16 protein-coding genes and 2 pseudogenes are annotated in these 21,921 nt (G+C 59.2%); 13 read left to right on the top strand and 5 right to left on the bottom strand.

What is annotated here, in order from left to right:
- Window positions 1-225: 225 nt before the first annotated feature.
- Together AACX99_RS07185 and AACX99_RS22160 are read left to right on the top strand one after the other, a co-directional pair.
- Window positions 226-2,379 (top strand): annotated as a pseudogene (locus tag AACX99_RS07185) (hypothetical protein); the annotation flags it as partial.
- Window positions 2,380-2,580: 201 nt separating this feature from the next.
- Window positions 2,581-2,766: pseudogene (locus tag AACX99_RS22160) on the top strand (response regulator transcription factor); the annotation flags it as partial.
- A gap of 8 nt (window positions 2,767-2,774) precedes the next feature.
- On the opposite strand, the gene AACX99_RS07180 reads toward AACX99_RS22160, so the two are convergent.
- Complete coding sequence (locus AACX99_RS07180) at window positions 2,775-3,578, bottom strand: transglutaminase family protein (RefSeq protein WP_339410555.1); 804 nt, start codon at window positions 3,576-3,578, stop codon at window positions 2,775-2,777.
- Between the two features lie 152 nt (window positions 3,579-3,730).
- Here AACX99_RS07180 and AACX99_RS07175 point away from each other — a divergent pair, with 152 nt between their 5' ends.
- Window positions 3,731-4,750 carry a Leu/Phe/Val dehydrogenase gene (locus AACX99_RS07175; RefSeq protein WP_339410554.1) on the top strand — a complete coding sequence of 340 codons (1,020 nt, stop codon included), beginning with the start codon at window positions 3,731-3,733 and terminating at the stop codon, window positions 4,748-4,750.
- Between the two features lie 66 nt (window positions 4,751-4,816).
- On the opposite strand, the gene AACX99_RS07170 is transcribed toward AACX99_RS07175, so the two are convergent.
- Complete coding sequence (locus AACX99_RS07170) at window positions 4,817-5,077, bottom strand: YebG family protein (RefSeq protein ID WP_275960906.1); 261 nt, start codon at window positions 5,075-5,077, stop codon at window positions 4,817-4,819.
- A gap of 260 nt (window positions 5,078-5,337) precedes the next feature.
- On the opposite strand from AACX99_RS07170, the gene AACX99_RS07165 reads away from it, so the two are divergent.
- The 7 genes from AACX99_RS07165 (at window position 5,338) to AACX99_RS07135 (ending at window position 14,858) form a co-directional block, all read left to right on the top strand.
- Window positions 5,338-5,844 carry a phosphate-starvation-inducible protein PsiE gene (locus tag AACX99_RS07165; protein WP_339410553.1) on the top strand — a complete coding sequence of 169 codons (507 nt, stop codon included), beginning with the start codon at window positions 5,338-5,340 and terminating at the stop codon, window positions 5,842-5,844.
- A gap of 587 nt (window positions 5,845-6,431) precedes the next feature.
- Window positions 6,432-7,763, top strand: a complete 1,332-nt coding sequence (locus AACX99_RS07160) for an aspartate aminotransferase family protein (protein WP_339410552.1) — start codon at window positions 6,432-6,434, stop codon at window positions 7,761-7,763.
- Window positions 7,764-7,804: 41 nt separating this feature from the next.
- On the top strand, window positions 7,805-8,767 hold the full coding sequence (locus tag AACX99_RS07155; RefSeq protein ID WP_339410551.1) for a diiron oxygenase: 963 nt from the start codon (window positions 7,805-7,807) through the stop codon (window positions 8,765-8,767).
- Window positions 8,768-8,812: 45 nt separating this feature from the next.
- On the top strand, window positions 8,813-13,132 hold the full coding sequence (locus AACX99_RS07150) for an AMP-binding protein (protein ID WP_339410550.1): 4,320 nt from the start codon (window positions 8,813-8,815) through the stop codon (window positions 13,130-13,132).
- A 97-nt stretch (window positions 13,133-13,229) separates the two neighbouring features.
- A complete protein-coding gene (locus tag AACX99_RS07145; RefSeq protein ID WP_339410549.1) occupies window positions 13,230-14,147 on the top strand; it encodes a hypothetical protein in 918 nt (305 codons plus the stop codon).
- A 64-nt stretch (window positions 14,148-14,211) separates the two neighbouring features.
- The gene (locus tag AACX99_RS07140; RefSeq protein WP_339410547.1) at window positions 14,212-14,610 is read left to right on the top strand and encodes a rhodanese-like domain-containing protein; all 399 of its coding nucleotides are present in this window, start codon (window positions 14,212-14,214) and stop codon (window positions 14,608-14,610) included.
- 38 nt (window positions 14,611-14,648) lie between these two features.
- Complete coding sequence (locus AACX99_RS07135) at window positions 14,649-14,858, top strand: tautomerase family protein (RefSeq protein ID WP_339410546.1); 210 nt, start codon at window positions 14,649-14,651, stop codon at window positions 14,856-14,858.
- A gap of 111 nt (window positions 14,859-14,969) precedes the next feature.
- Here the strand turns inward: AACX99_RS07135 and AACX99_RS07130 are convergent, their stop codons facing one another.
- Entirely contained in the window at window positions 14,970-15,260 is a 291-nt protein-coding gene (locus AACX99_RS07130; protein ID WP_339410544.1) for a winged helix-turn-helix transcriptional regulator, read from the bottom strand.
- A 356-nt stretch (window positions 15,261-15,616) separates the two neighbouring features.
- Between AACX99_RS07130 and AACX99_RS07125 the strand changes: the two genes are divergently transcribed.
- The 3 genes from AACX99_RS07125 to murI are packed head-to-tail and all read left to right on the top strand — an operon-like array spanning window position 15,617 to window position 18,362.
- Window positions 15,617-16,222, top strand: coding sequence for a glutathione S-transferase family protein (locus AACX99_RS07125; protein WP_339410542.1), 606 nt, complete (start codon window positions 15,617-15,619; stop codon window positions 16,220-16,222).
- Between the two features lie 33 nt (window positions 16,223-16,255).
- Entirely contained in the window at window positions 16,256-17,524 is a 1,269-nt protein-coding gene (locus AACX99_RS07120; protein WP_339410540.1) for a benzoate/H(+) symporter BenE family transporter, read from the top strand.
- 37 nt (window positions 17,525-17,561) lie between these two features.
- Window positions 17,562-18,362, top strand: coding sequence for a glutamate racemase (murI, locus tag AACX99_RS07115; RefSeq protein WP_339410539.1), 801 nt, complete (start codon window positions 17,562-17,564; stop codon window positions 18,360-18,362).
- Here the strand turns inward: murI and AACX99_RS07110 are convergent.
- Window positions 18,359-18,817, bottom strand: coding sequence for an Rrf2 family transcriptional regulator (locus AACX99_RS07110; RefSeq protein ID WP_339410538.1), 459 nt, complete (start codon window positions 18,815-18,817; stop codon window positions 18,359-18,361). The genes murI and AACX99_RS07110 overlap by 4 nt on opposite strands.
- A 404-nt stretch (window positions 18,818-19,221) precedes the next feature.
- Window positions 19,222-21,855, bottom strand: coding sequence for a DEAD/DEAH box helicase (locus tag AACX99_RS07105; RefSeq protein ID WP_339410537.1), 2,634 nt, complete (start codon window positions 21,853-21,855; stop codon window positions 19,222-19,224).
- Between the last annotated feature and the right edge of the window lie 66 nt (window positions 21,856-21,921).

The following is a 21,921-nucleotide window of genomic DNA, read 5'->3' as shown; positions in this document are numbered from 1 at the left end:
GAGCTGGCTCACCTGGGCCAACCAGCGCTGAAAGGCTTGAGTATCCATGGTGGGCTGACCTCACAAGCGGATGTCTGCCTTAAAGCTTAGTCCTTGCAACACGGTCTTGGGACATAGCCTTTTTTATCGCCCGCCATCACCTGTCGTGATAGAACTGTGAGCGATAGGCATTGAGGTTTAGCCTGCAATGACCCGGTTCCTGCAAGAACAATAAAACGAGCCGTCATGAACGCATTAGCGCCATTCCTGTTGAGCGCCGCAGCGTCCGCCTGTGGCAGCGTACAACGCCTGCCGCCGGGACATATCCCACGGCTATCTCTGCAGCAGCGCCTGCTAGCGCAAGACTGTCGCCTGCGTTTGCTGGTCGGCCCGGCGGGCTTTGGTAAAACCGTACTGCTGGCCGATTGTGCCCGCGAATGCCCGGCCAATTACCGCCTGCTCTGGCTGACCTGCACTGGCGAAGACGTGCACGCCGAGCAGTTGGCTCAGCAGCTCAGCAGGCTGCTCGATTACCCCGCAGATCTCAGCAGTGATGAATTGCTGGCGGCTCTGGCGCAGGAGTCGCGGCCGCTGTGGGTCATGCTTAATGACTACCCAGCCCAGCCGAATCCCGCCCTTGATGGCTTTCTCAATCAACTGCTGATGGTCACTCCGCCTGGAATCTGCTGGTGGCTGGGTAGCCGGCGGCGGCCTGCCTGTAATCTTTCGCGCCTGTTACTGGAGGGCGAGCTGCTCGAACTGGGCGCCAGCGAACTGGCCTTCAGCGAAGCGGAGGTGCTGACCTGGTTGCAGCAGCTGGATCCAAGCCGCAGCGCCTGGGCGCACGATCTGCATGAGCTGACCCTGGGCTGGCCGGCAGCCTTGCGCCTGCGTCTATTGGCTGCACAGGCCGAGCCTTCGGCACAGAGCGCGCCGCAGGATGACGCGCATGATCAGCTGCTTGTCGAATATGTTGAGCGTGAAGTGCTACAAGGATTGCCAGACGAATTGCTGCAGATTCTGCAACAACTGGCCCAGTTACCACGCTTCAATCCGGCGTTGTGTGATTACCTGTTCGGCGTGGGCGAAGGCGCACAGTGGTTGCGTGCGCTGATCGAGCGCGGCGTATTTATTCAGGAGTTGGAAGCTGCCAAGGGCTGGTATGTACTGTTCCCGCCGTTGGCCCGGCTCCTACAGCGGCAGGCAATGAATCTGCCGTGTAGTGCCTTACATGTGCATGCCAGCCAGTGGTTTGCCGGCCATGGCGATATCCGCGCGGCAGTGGAGCACGCATTGCTGGCCGGGCAGCCAGAAGTGGCGGGCAGTTTTCTCGAACGTTTTACCGAAGAACAGGTGCTGCAAGGTCAGGACCTTGCGCTGATTCTGCGCTGGCGCAGTGAGCTGCCGGACAGCCTGCTGTGCAGTACACCGCGGCTGATTCTGCTCAATTCCTGGGTATTGCTGCTGGTTGGCCGCCTGGATGAGGCGCAGTCCTGTATCAACCAACTGGCGCGCTTTCAACCGCGCAGCGACGGGGCGCGGACCCGCGAGCTGTTTGCGCACTGGCAGGCCATCCAGGGCATCATCGCCTATGGCCGAGTCTGCGCTGTGGATGCCCGCAGCCATCTGCATGACGCCCTGCAGGGGTTGCCGCAAAGCGCCTGGGCGCAATCGCTGTTGTGTCGTTCTGCATTGACCCTGGTGGCCATTGGTGAAGGTCAGCTGGAGGTGGCGCAGAAGCTCAGTTTTGAAGCCTTGAAGCAGGCGCGCCTGCATGGCAACCCGGTGTTTGAAGCCTTGCTGGAGCTGGACCATGCGCTGTTGCTGGAGACGCGGGGCGAGTTCGCCCGCGCCGAAGCGCTGCTGCAACGGGTGCTGACGGCAACTGCGCCGACGTCGTTGCGCAACACGCCAGTCCTTGCGCGTCTCGAATTACGACTAGGGCGTCTGCAGCTGCGCCAGGGCCGTGCGGATGAGGCGGAGGCAGCGTTACAGCGCGGGCTTGAACATGCCCTCGCTTGCGGCGATCCGGGGGCGTTTCATGGTTACCTCGGCCTGGCTGAGTTGGCGATGGCGCAGGGTGATATCGCTGCAGCCTTTGCCCATCTCGCGCAAGCCGAGCGGCAGATGCAGCGTCAGCGTGTCAATGAAACCCTGTACCGCGGCACCCTGTTGCTGGCTAGCAGCCATTTGTGGGTTGCTCAGGGTCACTATGCGCGGGCGCGCCACGCCGCGACTCGGGTACTGGGTTATGAGCAGCGGGTTAAAGCGGTGTTGCCGACGCCGAACTTCCCCGAGTTGATTCCGCGTTTTCAAATGCTATTGCTGCAATTGGATCGCGAGCAGGGCGAGGATGTGCGCGAGCCTCTGCATCAATTGCTGGAGCAGGTGGCAGGGCAGGGCCGGCAGGCGCTGACCAGCGATCTTTGGCTCAGCTATGGCGAAGCCTGTGCGGCTTGTGGCGATAAAACCATTGCCGAAAAGGCCCGGCAGACCGGCCAAGCGTTACAGCAGCGCTTGGGTTATCAATGGCCTTGCATGCGCGTTGCCAGGCAAGCCGATGAGGCGTCAAATGCGGGGTCTGTCGCCAGCGCCAATGCCTTGAGCAGTCGCGAACTGGCGGTGCTCGGCTTGATCGCCCAAGGGCTGTCCAATCAAGAAGTGGCCGAGCAGCTGTTTATTTCCCTGCACACGGTGAAAACCCACGCCCGGCGGATTAACGGCAAGTTGGGCGTGGCGCGGCGTACTCAGGCGGTGGCCAAGGCCAAGGCGTTGGGCTTCTTTTAGCAGCACCGCTAATGCAGTGCCGGGCTAGCGCTCAGCAGGCGTAGGCGTTGGCTGAGTTGCAGGTGCTGCGCCGGATCATCGCTGAGCAGCAGGGCGCATTGCAGGTCGAAGCGCTCACCCTGCGGACAATCGAGCAGTTGATATATCTCCGCGCGGGCCAGGTGGTCATGCAGCGTTGGCGTGCCGAGCAGCAGCACGCGCTCGGCATCGCGCAGCGCGGCCAGCGGGTCATCGTTCAGTTGATGCAGTTGCCGCAGATTGCGTGACAGGCGTTGTAGCATGCTGCGCACGTCGCAAGGCTGCAGCTGGCTGGCGCTTAATTCGGCAGTCGGGCCAAGATGGCGTTGCAGCAGCTCGCGGCATTCGCGGGTATACAGGCGGCGGCCGCTGCACGGGTCGAGCAGATGATCGGCGCCTGGTACACGCAGCAGAAAGTGCCCGGGGAAATTCACGCCCTGTAGCGGAATCGCCAAGCGCCGGGCCAGTTCCAGTGCGAGCAGGGCCAGGGATAGCGGCTGGCCGCGGCGGCGCAACAACAGCTGATCCAGCAGCGCCGCCCTAGGGCGCAGCGGTCGTTCGTCATCTTCATGGAAGTCCAGCTCACTCAGCCTACGCAGTAGCGGCTGCGCCAATTCCTGCGGCGGCAGGTTTGGCAGGCCCCGACTGACCTGCTGCTGCAGGCCGGAGAGCTGGTACAGCACCTCTGCCGGTTGCAGCGTTGGCTGGTGCTCCACGGCAATCCACAGCGCCGCCTCGAACAGTGCAGGCGGGTTTTGCTCCAGGCAGGCAAGGCAGGCGGCGCGTGGGGTCATAACAATCTCCCGATGTCTCTGGCTTTGTAGTCAAGCGCCGTCGCTTCGTCCAGTGGATTGTTGTGCGGGCGCCAGGCTGCAACTGACCACTGGACGGGTGCCGGCAGTGCCACTGCCTATACTGAGTGGCAAATCAGTACGGGAGCCACAGCATGTTCGCCATGATGGAAACCGCCCGGCTGGAGTCGTTGCACTTCGCCGTGGACCCGCTGACCGGTCTGCAGGCCATTATCGCCATTCACAATAGTCGCCTCGGTCCCGCGCTGGGCGGCTGCCGTTATCTACCCTACGCCAACACGCAAAGCGCTATTGAAGATGTGCTGCGCCTGGCCAAAGGCATGAGCTACAAGGCTGCGTTGGCCGGCCTGCAACAGGGCGGCGGTAAAGCGGTGATCATCCGTCCCAAGCATGTCGAGAATCGCGGCGCGTTGTTTGAAGCCTTCGGCCGCTTTATCGAAACCCTGAACGGCCACTACATCACGGCCATGGATAGCGGCACTTCCAGCGTTGATATGGACTGCATCGCCCAGCACACTCAGCACGTCACCAGCACCACTGTCGAGGGCGATCCTTCGCCGCACACGGCCATGGGGGTATTTACCGGCATTCGCGCCACCGCCCTGGCACGCCTCGGCAGTGACAACCTGGAAGGCTTGCGGGTGGCGATTCAGGGGTTGGGCAATGTGGGTTATGCGCTGGCCGAGCAACTGCATGCTGCGGGGGCTGAACTGCTGGTCAGCGACCTGGATCAGGGCCGTGTGCAATTGGCGGTCGAGCAATTGGGCGCGCGGCCGGTGGCCAGCGAGGCCTTGCTCGCCACGCCGTGCGACATTCTTGCACCGTGCGGTCTGGGGGGCGTGTTGAACCACACAACCGTAGGTCAATTGCGCTGCTCGGCAGTGGCGGGGGCGGCGAACAATCAGCTGGCCAGCGCCGATATCTCCGACAGCCTGCAGTCGCGCGGGATTCTCTATGCGCCGGATTATGTGATCAACGCTGGCGGCCTGATTTACGTGGCGCTGAAGCATCAAGGCGAACCGTTGCCGGCGATCACCGCGCACCTGTCGCAGATAAGCCGGCGCCTGACCGAAATCTTCGGCCATGCTCAGGCCGACAAGCGCTCACCGGCAAGGGTTGCTGATGCCATTGCCGAGCGCTTGCTGTATGGCTGAGTTTGACCGTTGCTAGAAGCACGAAACCCCAGTCACTGACTGGGGTTTTGTTTACTGCTGCTGGCGTTACTCGGCAGCAGGTTCGCTCAGCTCACTCAAGGCGTCCGGCTGGTTCTTGAACGCTTTGGCAAAGATGTCACGGTTCTTCGCCATATAGATCCCCAGCTCTTCACCCTGGGCCTCATTCAACGAGGGCACGGCTTTCTGCAGCACTTCGGTGAGCAGCTCGGCCAGCTCGAGCATTTTGTCATGACGGTCGGCTTCGGCTTTATCCATGAACAAACGCTCCAAATCCCGGCTGCTGCGGTACACCACTTCGACGGCCATTCATCACCTCTACGCCTTCACGCTGATAGGTTGCAGTTAACTGTTTATCTGTACAGTGTTTGTGAGCATAAAGAACTCGCCGGCATTTGGCCAGCGGCAATTGCCATGCCGGCTAACAACATAGCCCATTCTTCAGCCTGCAACAGCCAGCATGGCGCAGCGGTTGCAGGTGCTTTTTCGCCCGCAGCAAGCTTCTTCTACTGACACTGTTGGGTGATGGCGCGCGATGCTGTCGTGATTTTGATTCTTTAGGAGCTTTTATGGGTAAGCCAAACTGGGCCGAGTTGATGCGCGAACGCATGCATGGGCTCGCGGAGTCGTTGGGCAATCTGCTGATGGAGGCGTTCCACTACCTTGCGCTGTTCGCCATTGGCGCCATCACCGCTTGGGCAGCGGTAATGACCTTTCTTGGCATGCTGGAAAAGGGCCATATCACGGTCGATGACATCCTGCTGCTGTTTATCTACTTGGAATTAGCAGCAATGGTGGGGATTTACTTCAAGACCAACCATATGCCGATCCGCTTCATGATCTATGTGGCGATTACCGCGCTGACCCGTCTGATGATTTCCGATATTTCGCACAACCATAAACCCGACATGGGTGTGGTGATGGTCTCCGGGGCGATTCTGTTGCTGGCCGTGGCGATTTTTGTGGTGCGTTACGCCTCTTCGCGCTTCCCCGCAGTGCAGGCCGATGGAGTACGGCGTAAACGCAATTTGGCGGATGAGGCGGCTGAAAAAGATGATACCCAGAGTGATGACTGAACAGCTGTTTACGGATTTTTAGGTGGGCCTGACCGCCGCCTGAGAGGCGAGCCCTGTCCGCTAGATTCGTTACACGGGGCACTAGTAGGCTGCAGCTAATCTAGCCTGCTGCCTGGTTCTGGCTTGCATAATCATCACCAGGCTCTGGCTCTAATCACTCTCATCGAGGCGCGGCAGCACCATTAGATTGTCTTCAATGAGCCGCCGCAAAGTCGTCCTATCACATTGCCTCTGCGGTCAGTTTGTAAGCTCTGCTGCCTGCTGTAATTACTGACCCCTGCAAGACGCCCCTCCCGCACCATCCATTTGCTGCCGATGTTCCTGAATGGCAGGCAGGGGAGGTTCTCCCTCAGCGATAAAACCGCAGCAAAACCGCCTAGGCTCGCCAGCATTCAGCCCTACCACTCATCGATGCAGTGAATTAGGTCACGATTTCATCGTGTGCGAATTGTGTGTCCATCATTTTGCCTTGTAGTGTTCATGTGTTTGCAACACAGATACATTTAGATCAGCTTGTGTAAACGCTAACGCCCTTGGAGAGAGTGAAGTACCAGGGGGCCACTCTGTTCATTAGGGAAGAGACAAGAATGCGCTCCACCAAAACTTCAGCTCACTTATTCGAACTCGCTCGCTCGGTTATTCCAGATGCGGTCAGTTCGCCTATGCGGGCCTTTCAGCAGGTCGGTGGCAATCCGATCTGTTTTGCAACAGCCAAGGGTTCGAAAATCACCGATGTAGACGGCAACGTGTACACCGACTTTCTCAACGCCTTCGGTGCTTTGTTGTTGGGGCATGGTCGCGAAGAGGTCAGTGCGGCGATTTCTCGGCAGGCCGCACAGGGCTCCGTAGTGGGTTTGACCTCACCACTGGAACACCAGCTGGCTCAGCGCATAGTCGCCAGCACTCCGGCTATCGAACAGATCCGCTTCGTATGCAGTGGTACCGAGGCAGTGATGACGGCCACGCGTATTGCTCGCGCGCATACCGGCAAAGATTTACTGGTCAAGTTCGTCGGCTCCTACCATGGTCATTCGGACGTGCTGCTGGCTACGCCGAGTACTAACGGGATCAAGACCAAAGGCGTTACCCAGGGTATATCGCCAAATCTGGGGCGTGAAACCCTGCTGTGCCAATACAACGATGCCAGCCAGCTTAAGAGCCTGTTCAAAGAGCACGGCGCGAATATCGCGGCGGTGATAGTCGAGCCCTACGCGACCAATATGGGCTTCGTACGTCCGCAGGAAGGCTTTATGGAGCTGATTCGCCTGCTATGCGATCAGCATGAAGCGCTGTTTATCTTCGACGAGGTGGTAACGGGTTTTCGTTTCACCTTTGGCGGCATCTGCAACCTGATGGACATCGATCCCGATCTGGTGACCTTCGGCAAGATCATCGGTGGTGGTACACCGATTGGTGCCTATGCCGGCAAAGAGCGCTTTATGCGCCACGTGGCAATCGGCAACAGCGTATTCCAGTCGGGCACCTTCGCCGGCAACCCGCTGACTATGGCAGCGGCCAATGCTGCGCTGGACGTCCTGGAACAGCCGGGCTTCTACGAGGAAATAGAGCGTAAGGGACAGGTGCTCGATAACGCCATTCGCTCTGAGTTCAACGCCAACAATATTCCGTTCCTGTTCACCCGCTTCGGCGCGCTCGCGGGTGTCGCCTTTCGCGATAGCACCCGCGCGATGAAGTCCTATCAGGACGTCAAGAACCAGCATTACGAGGTCTACACCAAGACCCATCAACTGATGTTGGACAGGGGATTTCTGATGGCGCCTTCGCTGGAGGAACCGATCTTTCTTTCCGCCGCCCATAGCGACCAAGACCTAAGAAATTTTGCCGCGGCCCTCGGCGAATCCATAGGTGAAGCGCTAGCTGCGCACCGTCAGGCCTTTCCGGTTCTGCTGCCGTTCTGAGTACGACTCATCAAACCCGTGACTTTTAAGGAGGAATGCACATGAATGCGATCGTCGAACCCAACGCCAAACAATTCTTCGACTCGGTCAATAAATGGTATGCCGGGGCAACCGTGCGCAACAGCCCGCGGATCATCGTTCCAGAAGCGGCCAACGGTGAGTTCACCTACCCGAAATCCCGGCAGATTCTTAGCGAGCACCCGAAGGTCCAAGAGCTCGGTTACAAGGGTGTGGCTTATGTGTTGACCCAGTCCGCCTACCAGTACATGTATGAAATCGGCCTGCTGGAAACCCGCTTCGTCATCGACTGCAGCCTGAACATCATCAACAACGTGATAACCGGGGCCAGCGAAGAGGAGAAGCTTGACGCTTTGACCGTGGTCATCGACGAGGGCTACCACGCTCATGTGGCTATGGATTACATCATCCAGATGAAAACCCTGAGTGGCGTCGAGCCGCTCGAGGTGCCGCAAACCAATGGCAATCTGAGCGCAGTCAAACGTGCTTTCGAACTGTTGCCCGACCATGTGCACAATGACTTCCAGTTGATTTCCGTAACCCTGGCTGAACACACCCTGACCAAGGACCTCATCAGCATCGGGCGTGAGAAGGATGCTTCCGCCGCGTTCACCAAGGTGATGACCGATCACGTTTCTGATGAAGGTCGTCACGCCAGCTACTTCGCCAAGATGATGAAAGCGCACTGGGCGCGCCTGCCCGAAGAGCACAAGCAGATTATCGGCAGCATGCTGCCAGCTTACTTGGATGATTACCTGGCAGCTGACGAGGAGCGTGACTTTGACCGCAAGATTTTGCGCGCCAGCGGTTTCAGCGAAGCTCAGGTAACGGAAATTATCGACGACACCCAGGCGCAGTTTCTCGACAACCTGACCAGCTATGTGGTTACCACCAAGGCCAATCTGGTCAAGCTGCTGCAACGCACGGGCGTCCTCGATCACGCATCTACTCGTGCGGCCTTTATCCAGCATGGCGTCGCGCTCTAGTCGAGCCTTCATTCGTTAACCAACACTCGACAGGAAGTTGATGAAATGCTGCTAGATAAACTCCGTGAGCTGAGTCTGTCCGCGCCGCTACAGCCAGCAGTCGTGGCCGACTCGCAAGTGCTTTCATATGCTGAGCTGGAGCGCCAGTCGTCGCATCTGGCCGTTTACCTGACGCAAGCGGGTATTACCCAAGATGCGCTGGTGGCGATCTATACCAACCGCGACACCCACTCGATAGTGGCGCTGTTTACCGTGCTGAAAATCGGTGCGGCCTACACCTTCGTCGAAGATGATGGTGTTCGTGAGGAGAACTACCACAGGCTGACGGCCATTGCTGCCGATGCTGTGCTCTGTGCAGCGGAGCATCTCGCGCCGCTGGGCGCATTGGGCTTGTTTGCGCTGGATATGCATGGCACGGGGCAGGTCACGGAGCAAGGTAGCGGCGTCCGGGTCGAGCGTGATGCGAGCGCCTATGTGTTGTTTACCTCAGGCTCTACCGGCACGCCCAAAGGGGTAGCCGTCAGCCATAGCAATATCCAGCACTACACGGAGTCAGTCAGCCAACGCTTCGCGATCACCCGGCCGCTTAACTATGCGCACGTCAGCACCTTGGCTGCGGATCTTGGCAATACCTCACTGTTTCTGTCGCTGAGCAGCGGAGGCTGCCTGCACCTGCTCAGCGTGGAGCAGCGCAAAGACCCAGCGGCGTTTCGCGACTACTTGCAACAGCAGCGGATTGATTTTCTCAAGATCACCCCATCGCACTGGAATGCGATGTTTCCCGTCGAGCAGCCGGGTATTGAGCTGCCACACTTGGAATACTTGATATTCGGCGGTGAGGCCTTGTCGAAGACGTTGGCCCGACGCGTGTTGGCGTCTGGGCGGATCGCCAAGTTGTTCAATCACTACGGCCCCACCGAGACCACCGTAGGGGTCACCACCTTTGCCGTGACCAGCCTCGCACAGATAGACGCCTTGCCCGCCGATTCGATTCCCGCTGGGCTGGCATTGGGCGATAGCCTGCTGTGTGTGCGTGATGAGCAGGGCACATTCGCCAGCCACGGTGCCAAGGGCGAGCTGTATATAGGTGGACCCTCGGTGGCCAAGGGATATCGCAACAACCCGCAGGCCACTGCCCAGAGTTTTCTTGAGATGGAAACCGCGCAAGGCCCGCAGCGGTTCTATCGTAGCGGCGATCTCGTGACCCTGGATGCCAATGGTCTTGTGCAGTTCCTTGGTCGGGTTGATCGCCAGGTTAAGGTCAACGGCTACCGGGTCGAACTGGAGCATGTAGAAACCGTTTTGCGCAGCATTCCTGGTATTAACGATGCTGCCGTGTTTTTCCTTGAACTGGGCGGGCGTAAACGCCTGGTTGCGGCGCTGCTAAGCCAACGCCCTGAACAGGAACTGACGGCGCAGCTGCCGTCGTTACTGCCCGATTACATGCTCCCGAAAATCCTGCTGCCTCTGGCGGACTTTCCACGCAATGCCAACGGCAAGACCAATCTGGCGCTGCTGTGCGCGCAGCTCCAGGAGCGCCTGCAGCATCAGTCATCGGACGAACCATCGAGGCAGGATGAGGAGGGTGACGAGCGCCTCAAGGCCATTCGTGCTGCGTTTCGCAAACACCTGCGTGGCGTGGTGGTTGGCCTTGACGACAGCTTCTTTGATCTTGGCGGCGATTCCCTGGATGCGATCCAACTGATCGCCGAGTTGCAGGAAAAAGGTTATCCGGTCAGCGCTCATGCCTTTCTCAAGAACCCCTGCGTGAATGGCCTTTTGCGGGCATTGGATAGGCAGGGTAATAGCCAGGGCCCAGCGACGGTGCAGCGCGACCTGCAACGTCTGACCCTGTTCTCGCCAGCGCAGCACGAGTTGCTACAGCAGCAACTGACCAACCCGGACCATTACAACCAGGCGCTGCTGTTGCGAAGCGCCGATAAAATCGACATGGCCATCCTCAACGCCGCCCTCAGTCAGCTGCTGGAGCAGCACCCTTCGCTGAGTGTGGCCTACGCCCGCGATGCCCAAGGCCTGTATGCCAGTCATACCGAGAAGGATGGTAACGATAGCCTTAGCGTGTCCTTTATAGCCGGCGACAGCGAGGCGCAAATTCAGAGCCATGTCGAGCGAGTTGCCGAGCGCGTCCATGCCTCCTTATCCCTGGCGGACGGCACCCTGCTGCGCGTGCATTTGTTCAAGGTCAAAGAGGGTGAGGACCTGCTACTTTTGGTCGCTCATCACCTGGCCGTGGATGTGATTTCCTGGCGCATCATCATCGCCGAGCTGACGCGTAACTACAGCGACAAATATTTCGGCACCACCAGCCAGCGCACGCCCAGTCGCACCACCTTCTGGGATTGGGTGGAGCATATCGACAGACATAAGGCGCAATTGCAGAGCGCCTGGCTACGCCGCACTGAGCAAGCTGCGGCGACGCTGCCAAGCTACTTCGCTGCAAGCAATACTGAAGGTGCGGCCTCCACACTGTGGCTGGGTTTCTCCGCACAGGACAGCCAGCAATTACTGCATGATCTGGTGAACAGCACTGGTACGCCGTTCCATTTGCTTTTGTTGGCAGCCTTCGGTTTGGGGTTGAGCCAACTGCGTGGCGGCGAACGGCAGGCCATTGATGTTGAAAGCCATGGACGGGTGACCTTCGATGACAACACTGATGTCAGCCGCGTAGTGGGGTGGCACACCTCGACCTTCCCCTTGTTGCTGACGTTGCCGCACTTGGATATGCCGACAGCAATACAGGAAGTCAGCCGTGAGTTTGCTGCGGTGGAGGACCTGGGGGTGGGCTACGGGCTGTCCCGACCGCATACACAGCAAGGTTGCTACGCACCGTCCGCACCGGTGTGCTTCAACTTCCTCGGCGATGTTAATTTCGCCCACGATGAACGTTTCGAACTGACTCCGGCCAAATTTGCCTTTGGTCATGCCCGCCATGCGCAGAACAACCGTTGCCATGAATTGAAACTGACTGGCAAGGTGATCGGTGGGCAGTTGCTGCTCGACCTGTCCTTCCCGCAAACAGTCGAAGTTGCCGACATGCACGAGCTGATGCGCGGCATCGCCACGCAACTGACCGAGCTGGCCGGCATGCCCCCAGCGGCGCCGCAGATCGTGCTGGAGCAGGGTACGCGTACCGGCATGCTCAACTATGCGCCGCGCCAGCTACTGGCCCAGACCCACCAACAGAAACACCGCGAGTACCGTCGTGTGCTCCTGACGGGGGCGACTGGTTATGTCGGAATTTATGCGCTTAAAGAACTGATCCTTCAGTCAAATGCCCATATCCACTGCATCGTCCGCCACAAGCAAGGAGCTTCGGCCAGGGCCCGGCTGGAGCAGTTGTTCAGCTGGTACTTCCCCGGCATTCGCTTGGAGGGCTTCAGCAGTCGTTTGAGTATTCACCAGGGCGATGTTTGCGAAGCCCGGTTGGGGCTGGATGATCAAACCTACCGGCAGCTCGGCGAGCAGGTGGACGCTATCTATCACTTCGCTGCCGACACCCGCTTATTCGGCACCGAGGAAGAGTTCACCAGGAGCAATGTGCAATCGGTGAAGAGCTGTATCGAACTGGCCGAATTTCAGCGTGCCAAGGACTTGCACTATATGTCTACCCTGGCGGTCAGCGGGGTGAACCGCCAGGAGCAGGTCGCCTTCTTCTGTGAAGAGTCACTGGATATCGGTCAGGAGTTTCAGAACAACTACGAGCTGACCAAATATACCGCCGAGCGTCTGGTCAATCGCTTCCGCCTGCATGGCAACAACGGTTTTATTTACCGCTCTGGCAATGTCTCGGCGGACTCACGTGCCGCGCGCTTCCAGATTAATGCGCGGGACAATCGTCTGGTGCAGTTCCTTGTGTCGTGCATCAAGGTCGGCCAGCTACCGGAATGCCTAGGCGAGCCCCTGGTTCTCTCTCCGGTCGATGAGGTGGCCTCGGGCATTGTGGCGGTGTCGCTGGACGCTTCATCCAGCCCTGGTACCTACCATGTCGACAGCACCCACGAGGTGAGCATGGAGCGGGTCTTTGCCGCCCTGGAACGTTGCGGTTTCAACTTTAGCCGCGGTGGCCACGGCAACTTCGCCGAACTGTTTCGCGCGGTTGAGGGAAGCAATGACCCAGACATCTTGCTCGGTAAGTTCTGGGCAAGCCGTAAGAGTCGCAACATCAAATACAGCAACGAACGCACGCTGCGCACGCTTGAGCGCTTGGGCCGGAGTTTCACCGCACCCAGCGATGAATGGCTCGATGAGTTTGTCGGCGTGTTGCGCAAAGAGAATGTATTTGCTCTTCGTCCCAGCAGTTACGAAGACGCCGATACCCCAAGACCTCTCGCACTGCAGGTGTAATCCGAGTCAGGCATGCCGAACCTGCGCAGCAGGTTCGTGCCGCCTGCTGCGCGCAGAGTCCTACGAGTCCAGCAAATAAACAATGGAGATGTGTTTTGTGGAAACGCTTAATCAGAACTTCCGTCTAACCGATGAGCATATTGCCGACTACCAGCGCACGGGTTTCGTCCTGCTCAAGCAGTTCTTTTCCCGCGACATGATCGAGTACCTGCGCAAGCGGGTGAATGATGAGCTGGAAACGCCCACTGATCATTATCAGAAGGGCTTCGACAAGCTGCGTTATGACCTGTGCAACAACGATGAAGTGATTTTCGAGTTGCTCGCCAACCAGCAGTTCAAGAAGATCATGCACGACCTCACCGAGCGCACTCTGTTCTTCACACAGGGTGTCGGCTTCGGCCTGAAGAGGAATGTCAGCAAGGGCTTCACCTGGCATATCGAATCGCAGAGCTTCGGTTTCAACCGCTCGGAAGACTACGCCACCACCCTCTGGGCGCCCCTGCACCCGATCAATACTCAGCAGCAGGCCGGCGGTATGCGCTATGTGCCGCGCGACATCATCTCCGGCGAGTTCATGTACGACTATATCGACCCGGCCGTCTTTCGCTGCCTGGATGAACGCATCAAGTCCGGCGGCATCGCCTTTGACGACTACGTGGCGCTGCGCGACGAGCCGCTCAACTCGCCCGGGATTGGCCGCCTGCTCGAATACTTCTCGGTCGAGGACGACTACGAGTTGGGTGACGCGCTGCTCTTCGACAAGTACGTGATTCACCGCAGCGTCAAGCTGGGCGAAGGCGAGCTGGAAACCCGCGACGCTTTTTCCCTGCGCTTTATCGCCGACGACTCGCGCTATGACCTGGCCCGCGCCAAGAGCATCGAGATTCCCCGTGATCATTACGGTTATGCCGGGCCAACCAAGTTTCACTTGGAAATATGCAAGGAAGACGGCAGCAAGATCGTTGATAGCCCCTATTTCGATGCCGATCGCGAGCAGCGCTTTATCCGCGCTTGATCGCCAGCGCCCGGCGTTTAGCGGGCCGGGCGCTAACGTATCGCCCATCATCCTGGAGACCATCATGCAGCAACAGATTGAGCATTACGCCAACAAGCTGGCTTTCGAAATCGATTCTTGGGACTTGGCAGAAGCTCAGAAAACGGCCGAGAACCTGGTGATTCTCGATGCACGTTCCATCGAGTCTTTTCGCCGCGAACACATCCCCGGGGCCCTGAGCTTTCCGCATAAACGCATGATTGAGGCGCACACCGCGCAACTGTCCCGTACTGCGCTGTATGTCGTGTACTGCGATGGCATCGGCTGCAACGCCTCCACCTCTGCGGCGCTGAAGATGGCCCGCCTCGGTTTCAAGGTTAAGGAGCTGATCGGCGGTCTGGATTGGTGGAAGCGCAGCGGTTTCGTCACCCACAACGTGTCGCACCTGAGTGCAGAGCAAGCCGAGAGCTGCGGCTGCGCCTGACAGCACCCTCGTCAGCTAAACAAAAATTGGAGCACAACATGCCTTACGTAAATATCAAAGTGACCGACCTGGGGGTAACCCGGGAGCAGAAAGCGCGTCTGATCGCCGGCGTCACCCAACTTCTGCAGGATGTTTTGCAGAAGAACCCAGCCACGACCTTCGTGGTTATCGACGAGGTCAATACCGACAATTGGGGCACCGGCGGCATCCAGGTGAGTGAGCGCGACCGGTTGCAGCACCCTGGCTAGATCAAGCCAGGCACAGCTCCATGCCGGCCTGAGGGGGCAGTTCGGCATGGAGCTGATGCAGGTCCTCGGTAACCAGCTGGCGATGCTCATGGCTAATGCCAGAACGGGCTATCAGCTTGCGGCCTGCTCGATTTCCTTGAGTCGATGGCCCACCGCGACTATGGCTTCGATCGCTGGTTTCAGCTCCTGGCCCAGACCCGAAAGGCTGTATTCGACGCTGGGCGGCGAGGTGGGCAGTACCGCGCGGATGACCACTCCTTCGGCCTCGAGCTTCTTCAGGCGGGCGCTAAGAACCTTGGCCGAAATGCCAGGAATGTCTGTCTTCAGCTCGCTGAAGCGACGTGGTTGTTGGCTCAAGTACCAGATGATATTGGGCGTCCAATGGCCGCCGATGATGCTCAAGCATTCGCTCAAGGGGCAGCGGGGGTGGGCTACAGGGTTGCGCCGTCTCGGCAGCATGTTCTCTCCTCAGCTAGCTAGTTACCAGATGGTTACTTGTAAATGTAGCAACTAAAAGATTGTAGGTATACATAAGTAACTGAGCATATTTAGACTGTGCCCATGCAACAAAACGGCTGGTGTTGGTAACAGCATCAGCACGCATACAAGTGCTGCAACGTTGTAACGACTGTGTGCCTGCCTTCACTTGGCAGCGGCAAACTGAGCTTGAGGGAGCAGGCAGCAGAGATGGACGGCACGCTCGCTAAGGGCAGGCCAATTCGAAGAGCAACAGCTCGAAACCAAGGTAGGAGAACATCATGTACAAACTTTATTACATGCCAGGCGCCTGTTCGCTGGCCATCCATGCGCTGCTCAACGAGCTCAATCAGGACGTCGAACTGATTGACCGCAACAAGGCCAGCGATTTTGAAAAGCTGGGCTCGCGCGGAATGGTTCCCGTACTGGTCGATAACGGTCAGGTCATCCGCGAAGGCGCGGCCATCATTCTCTATCTGCTGGAGAAGCACAAAAACCAGATGCTGCCCGATGGCGGTTTGGAAAAAGCCCGCTTCACCGAGTGGCTGATGTTTGCCAACGCCACGATGCACCCCGCATACGGTCGCCTGTTTTTTATCGGCAAAACCCTTGCAGACGGTCCGGCCAAAGAGCAGGCGTTGAATGCCGCCAGCGACATCATCAGCACCCTGTGGGCTTCGGTGGACGCGCAGCTGACGAACTCGACCTTTATCTTCGGCGAGCGCATTTCCGTGGTCGATATGATGTTGACCGTGTATGCGAGCTGGGGCGTTTACTTCCCGGTCGATATCCTGATGAGTGACAAGGTCAAGCGCATGATCGCAGCGGTGCAGGCTCATCCGGCCTATAGCAAAGCCGTCGCCGACGAACAGGTTGCCTCGCAGTAACGGCGGGCGCCTATGTTCCGCTAGGCCTTTCGCGTGCGGAAGGCCTGGCTGCTTTCAAGACAACAGGATCTGGTTATGCGTTTCTTCAACGATCTGTCTCTTTCCGCCATCAATGCCGGGTTCGTTACGGTGTTGGTGGGTTTCACCAGCTCTGCCGTTCTGGTATTTCAGGCCGCTCAGGCCTTGGGTGCCACGCCGGCGCAGATCGGCTCGTGGATGCTCGCCCTGTGCATCGGTATGGGGGTGACAGGTATTGCGCTGTCACTGCGTTACAAGGCGCCGATCGCCATTGCCTGGTCTACTTCCGGGGCGGCGATCCTGATCACCAGCGCTCCCAGCGTTTCACTAGAGGAAGCCACTGGCGCGTTTATCGTCTGCGGCGCGCTGATCGCTCTATGCGGTTTCAGCGGCTGGTTCGAGCGCATCGTCAAGCATATCCCCATGGCTATAGCCGCAGGCATGCTGGCCGGCATATTGCTGCGTTTCGGTCTGGATGCCTTCAAGGCCATGCAAACCCAGTTCAGCCTGGTGTTCCCCATGTTCCTCTCTTACTTGCTGGCGCGCCGCCTGCTGCCCAGGTATGCGGTCATGGTGCCGTTGCTTGTCGGCATCTGTATTGCCGCAGGCACAGGTATGTTGGCGTTTCAGGGGGTCGACCTGGCCTTGGCCGTACCCGAATTCGTCGCGCCAAGCTTCAGCCTGCAGGCCATGGTAGGCGTCGCTTTGCCGCTATTCGCTGTGACCATGGCCTCGCAGAACATTCCGGGGCTTACCGTACTGCGTGCTTCCGGCTATCAAACGCCTAGCTCGCCATTAATTGGCTGGACTGGTGTGGCGACCTTCTTGTTGGCCCCATTCGGCGCTTACGCTTTGAATCTGGCGACCATCACCGCGGCCATCTGCACCGGCAAGGAAGCTCATGAAGACCCGAAAAGACGCTATGCGGCAGCGGTCGCGGCAGGCTTCTTCTACCTGCTGGTGGGCATCTTCGGTGCCACTGTGGGGGCGCTTTTTATGGCATTCCCCAATGAGCTGATTCTGGCCATCGCCGGCTTGGCCCTGCTCGGCACCATAGGCAATGGCCTGGCCAGCGCCCTGTTGGAAGAACAGCACCGTGAAGCGGCCCTGATCACCTTTCTGGTAACCGCCTCGGGGGTTTCTTTGCTGGGTATCGGTTCGGCGTTCTGGGGCATGCTGGCCGGTGCCTTGTCTATGTTGTTGCTGCACGCTACCCCGGCCCTGCTGACAGCATGGACCCCGCGTGGTCAGCGGGCTGCAAAACTCGATAAAACCATGGAATAAATCCAATGGCGCGTGGATATGACTGTTACTTGGGGCAGTGGAAGTGGATGTAAATAGGCCAATAGGCGTACTCGATTCGGGAGTAGGGGGGCTGTCGCTGTTGCGCGCAATCCAGGCAGAGCTGCCACGGGAAAATCTGCTTTATGTGGCCGATTCGGGTTATGCACCTTATGGCGACAAGAGTCCTGCCTGGATCAGCGCAAGGTCCGCGCAGGTCGTCAGTTATCTGGTTGAGCAGCAGTGCAAAGCCGTGGTGATCGCCTGCAATACCATTACTGCAGTGGCGGTAAGCGAATTGCGCGACAGCTTCACGATCCCCATTATCGCCATCGAACCAGCTATCAAACCGGCTGTGGCCATGACCCAGAGCGGGGTCATTGCGGTTATGGCCACCACCCGCACGCTGCACAGCGAAAGCCTGCAACTACTACGCAAGCGCTATGCTGCCGGGGTGGAGGTGCTGTTCGTGCCCTGCCCAGGGCTGGCGGACAAGGTCGAGTTGGGTGATCTGCATTCCAGCGAGGTGGAGCAACAGCTCAGGAATTTGCTGATGCCTGCGCTGTACAAAGGCATGGACACCTTGGTGCTGGGCTGTACTCACTACCCGTTTCTTCTCGACAGTATCCAGCGGCTGGTGGGGCCCGCTGTGCAGATTATCGACCCCTCGGCGGCGGTTGCTGCTGAGGTAGGGCGGCGATTGCGGGCCTTGGATTTGCTCAGCACCCAGCAAGCTCCGGGCACCCTGGCGTTTTGCAGCAGTGCCGCACCGGACAACGCGCGCAAGATCATGAGCACCTTGCTTGGCCAGCCCCTGAGCGTGGCCGCAATGCCTGATTAGCGGGCCTGGTAATCCAGCAAATCAGGACAGGCGCGTTCGCTTTCGGAGATTTGGCCGGCGATATCGGCAATGCTTACTCGACTGAGTTCGAGTTCCAGTGCGGCGGTGGCTATATCGATTTTCTCCTGCAAGATCGGTTGGATGTATTTGCCCACCGCGCAACCTTTGTCCGGAGCCGTTCTGTGCATGGAGAACAATGGAACCGTTTCCACCGCTCGGTATATGTCCAGCAAGCTGATGCTGCTGGCCGGCTTGGCTAATAACGCTCCGCCGCCCTGGCCTAACTGTGAGGTGGAAAAGCCGGCATCATTAAGCATCGACAAGATGCGTCGAATAACCGAGGCATTGGTGCTGGCGCTTTTGGCAATAATCTCTGATGGCAAGGGTTCATTTTCGTGAATGGCCAACCCGGTGAGAATATGGACTGCAACGGCAAACCGCGTACTACTGGGCATGGTTGATTTCCTGGATTTGAAAAACTGAGCGGGATATCTGGATGTGCCCGAATGATAGCGAGATTGGCCTCCCTAGCTTGCACGCAGTGGACAACGACCCTGGGCCTTCGGCCTAATCAGACTAGCATCTTGCTTCCTGGATACCTGCCAGAATGCGGACAGCAACGCGCCGATTTGCGTCATCTTTGCACAGTGCCCTGTCTACTCGATTCGTCCGTAGGGCACGATCGTGTAAGGCCTCTCGCAAGGGGCTACGACCTGTTGGTATGTGTCATAGCTGGCATGCTCCCTACGATCTGTTGGCAATTGTGCTATGCACTAGGCCTTCTCGTATTGCCGACCAATGGCCTATTGCGCAAACGCAATAGGCCCAATAGTGCGGCTGAGAAACGACTAAAGGCGAGTCAGTCGCTTAACGGCGCAAACAGCGCCTGCAGATCGTCTTCGCTGAGCTGCAGCTGGGTCTGGCTGCCGCCTTCCAGCACGCCGCGGGCCAGGTTGGCTTTGGCCTGCTGCAGCTGCTGGATCTTCTCTTCGACGCTGCCACGGGCGATCAGTTTGTAGACGAACACCGGCTTGTCCTGGCCGATGCGGTAGGCGCGGTCGCTGGCTTGGGCTTCGGCGGCGGGGTTCCACCAGGGGTCGAAGTGGATCACTGTATCGGCGGCGGTCAGGTTCAGGCCTGCGCCGCCGGCTTTCAGGCTGATCAGGAAGATCGGCAGTTCGCCAGCCTGGAACTGCTGCACCGGGGTTCGGCGATCCTGGGTGCTGCCGGTAAGCTTGGCGTAGGGGATATTGCGCGCTTTCAGCTCGGCTTCGATCAATGCCAGCATCGAGGTGAACTGCGAGAACAGCAGCACCCGGCGACCCTCGACAAACAGTTCTTCAAGCATTTCCAGCAGGCCGCTGAGCTTGCCGGAGTCCGCGCTAGTCAGGCTGCTGTCGCCGTCATCACCGAGCAGGCGCAGGTCGCAGCAGGCCTGACGCAGGCGCAGCAGCGCCTCGAGAATCACGATCTGGCTGCGGGCCAAACCCTGGCGGGCGATTTCCGCGCGAACCTTCTGGTCCATGGCCAGGCGCAGGGTTTCGTAACGGTCGCGCTGCGCCGCGCTGAGTTCGACCCAGTGGGTGATTTCGGTTTTCGGCGGCAGCTCGCTGGCTACCTGCTCCTTGGTGCGGCGCAGGATAAACGGCTTGATCCGCCCAGTCAGGTGGGTCAGGCGCTGCTGGTTGGCGTTCTTTTCAATCGGCGTGCGGTAGTCGCGGGTAAAGCTCTTGCTGTCGCCCAGCCAGCCGGGCATGAGGAAGTTGAACAACGACCACAGTTCGCCGAGGTGATTCTCCAGCGGCGTGCCGGTCAGGCACAGGCGTTGTCCGGCCTGCAGCTGCCCGGCAGCGATGGCGGCCTTGCTGCGCGGGTTTTTGATGTTCTGCGCTTCATCGAGAATCAGCAGACGATAGCGGTACGCGGCCAGTGCCTTTAGATCGCGCGGCAGCAGGGCGTAGGTGGTGAGGATGATCTGGTGCTCGTCGATCTGCTTGAACAGCGCGCGGCGTTTCGGCCCGTGCAGCGCCAGCACCTTGAGCTGCGGGGTGAAGCGCGCGGCTTCATCCTGCCAGTTGGGAATCAGGCTGGTGGGCATGACGATCAGCGCCGGCTGCTGCAAACCCCCGGCGTTGAACTCACAGAGGATATGCCCCAGGGTCTGCAGGGTTTTGCCCAGGCCCATGTCATCGGCCAGCAAGCCGCCGACTTCCAGCTCGGCCAGGCCCTGCATCCAGGCCAGACCTTGCAGCTGATAGGGCCGTAGCTCTGCTTCTAAGCCGGCGGGCGCTTGCAGGGTGGCGCTGTCCAGCCGCTGCAGGCGTTCGGCGAAGTCGCGCAGCTGGCCGCCGCCTTGCCAGCTGAGTGCCGGACCTTCCTGCAGGTGATTCAGCCGTGCGGCATCCAGGCGCGACAGGCGCAGGCGCTGGCTGGATTCGCCGGGCTCGCGCACAAACAGCTCGCCCAAGGTCGCCAGCAGCGGTTTCAGCCGCGCCAGCGGCAGCGCCACGCGTTTGTGGTTGTGCGGCAGGTTGACCAGCAGCACCTCATCATCGCGTTTATTCAGCGCCTCGCCATTGAGCAGCCAGGGCGCGCGGCGGATGGCTTGCAGCAGAATCGGCAGCAGGCTGATGCGCTGGCCTTCGACCTCGATACCCAGTTCCAGATCGAACCAGTTCTGCTCGGGGTCTTCCTCGACTTCGGCGTACCAGTCATCGACTGGCGTCAGGTTGAACTGGAAGTCCGGCTGCATGCGGATCTGCCAGCCTTCCTCACGCAGCAGCGGCAATTGCTCGCGGACAAACTGTAGCCAGGCGGTCTCGTTGGGTTGCTCGTAAGCTTCGCCGGCGCTTTCCGGCAGCGCTTCGCTCTGTCGCAGCGCCACTTGCAGGCCGGTCTGTTCCAGGCGTTTGCGCAGTTGGGTTTCAGCGCTGATATCACGCACGATGCGCAGGCTGTGCTGGGCGCTCTGCTTGATCAACAGGTCCTTGCCCTGTTTGCCAGATGCCACGTGGCCCTGGTAATCGAAGGCCAATGCGGCGCGGTGCTGGGTCTGCTCCTGCATGCGGCCCTTGCGCGCATCGAAGTGCACGCGCACCAGGCTGCCGAGGCTCAGTACCGGGCTTGGTTGCAGGTTTTCCAGGCACTCTTCGCGGGCCTGCGGGCTGCTGACGATCAGCGGCGAGAGGTCGACGCCTTGTTCCTGTTGGGTTTGCAGGGTGAGCAGGGCGCTGGCCACGTGTTTGCAGTTGAAACCCACCGGGCAGCTGCAATGGCCGGTCACGCCCCAGCCCTGGCCGTAATGATGCAGGGTGATACGTTGCTGATAGGTTTGCGCACCGGAGCCACGGCAGCTGGCCAGCAAGGTGTTGTCCTTGAGGCTGAGCAAACGGCTGCGACCCTGTACGGCATAGCCTTGGCCGCGCTGCAGATCGCCCACGCCGAATTCCGCGCGCCAGTCTTCCTGGCGTAGATGCAGGATATCGAGGGCCATCAGTGGCACCGGGCAGGCGAATGAATGGATCGTGGCATGGGCAGCTTTCTCGAAGGCAGCCGATGA

The organism is Pseudomonas sp. EA_35y_Pfl2_R5 (genome assembly GCF_963970805.1).
GTDB lineage: Bacteria > Pseudomonadota > Gammaproteobacteria > Pseudomonadales > Pseudomonadaceae > Aquipseudomonas.
The sequence above is the reverse complement of the archived record's forward strand: the minus strand, read 5'-3'. Positions and strand labels throughout refer to the sequence as shown.

Excerpts from the sequence above, each read along its gene's own strand:
- AACX99_RS07180 (WP_339410555.1), bottom strand. The coding sequence starts at position 3,578 with ATGACCCCACGCGCCGCCTGCCTTGCCTGCCTGGAGCAAAACCCGCCT.
- AACX99_RS07175 (WP_339410554.1), top strand. The coding sequence starts at position 3,731 with ATGTTCGCCATGATGGAAACCGCCCGGCTGGAGTCGTTGCACTTCGCC.
- AACX99_RS07170 (WP_275960906.1), bottom strand. The coding sequence starts at position 5,077 with ATGGCCGTCGAAGTGGTGTACCGCAGCAGCCGGGATTTGGAGCGTTTG.
- AACX99_RS07165 (WP_339410553.1), top strand. The coding sequence starts at position 5,338 with ATGGGTAAGCCAAACTGGGCCGAGTTGATGCGCGAACGCATGCATGGG.
- AACX99_RS07160 (WP_339410552.1), top strand. The coding sequence starts at position 6,432 with ATGCGCTCCACCAAAACTTCAGCTCACTTATTCGAACTCGCTCGCTCG.
- AACX99_RS07155 (WP_339410551.1), top strand. The coding sequence starts at position 7,805 with ATGAATGCGATCGTCGAACCCAACGCCAAACAATTCTTCGACTCGGTC.
- AACX99_RS07150 (WP_339410550.1), top strand. The coding sequence starts at position 8,813 with ATGCTGCTAGATAAACTCCGTGAGCTGAGTCTGTCCGCGCCGCTACAG.
- AACX99_RS07140 (WP_339410547.1), top strand. The coding sequence starts at position 14,212 with ATGCAGCAACAGATTGAGCATTACGCCAACAAGCTGGCTTTCGAAATC.
- AACX99_RS07135 (WP_339410546.1), top strand. The coding sequence starts at position 14,649 with ATGCCTTACGTAAATATCAAAGTGACCGACCTGGGGGTAACCCGGGAG.
- AACX99_RS07125 (WP_339410542.1), top strand. The coding sequence starts at position 15,617 with ATGTACAAACTTTATTACATGCCAGGCGCCTGTTCGCTGGCCATCCAT.
- AACX99_RS07110 (WP_339410538.1), bottom strand. The coding sequence starts at position 18,817 with ATGCCCAGTAGTACGCGGTTTGCCGTTGCAGTCCATATTCTCACCGGG.
- AACX99_RS07105 (WP_339410537.1), bottom strand. The coding sequence starts at position 21,855 with ATGGCCCTCGATATCCTGCATCTACGCCAGGAAGACTGGCGCGCGGAA.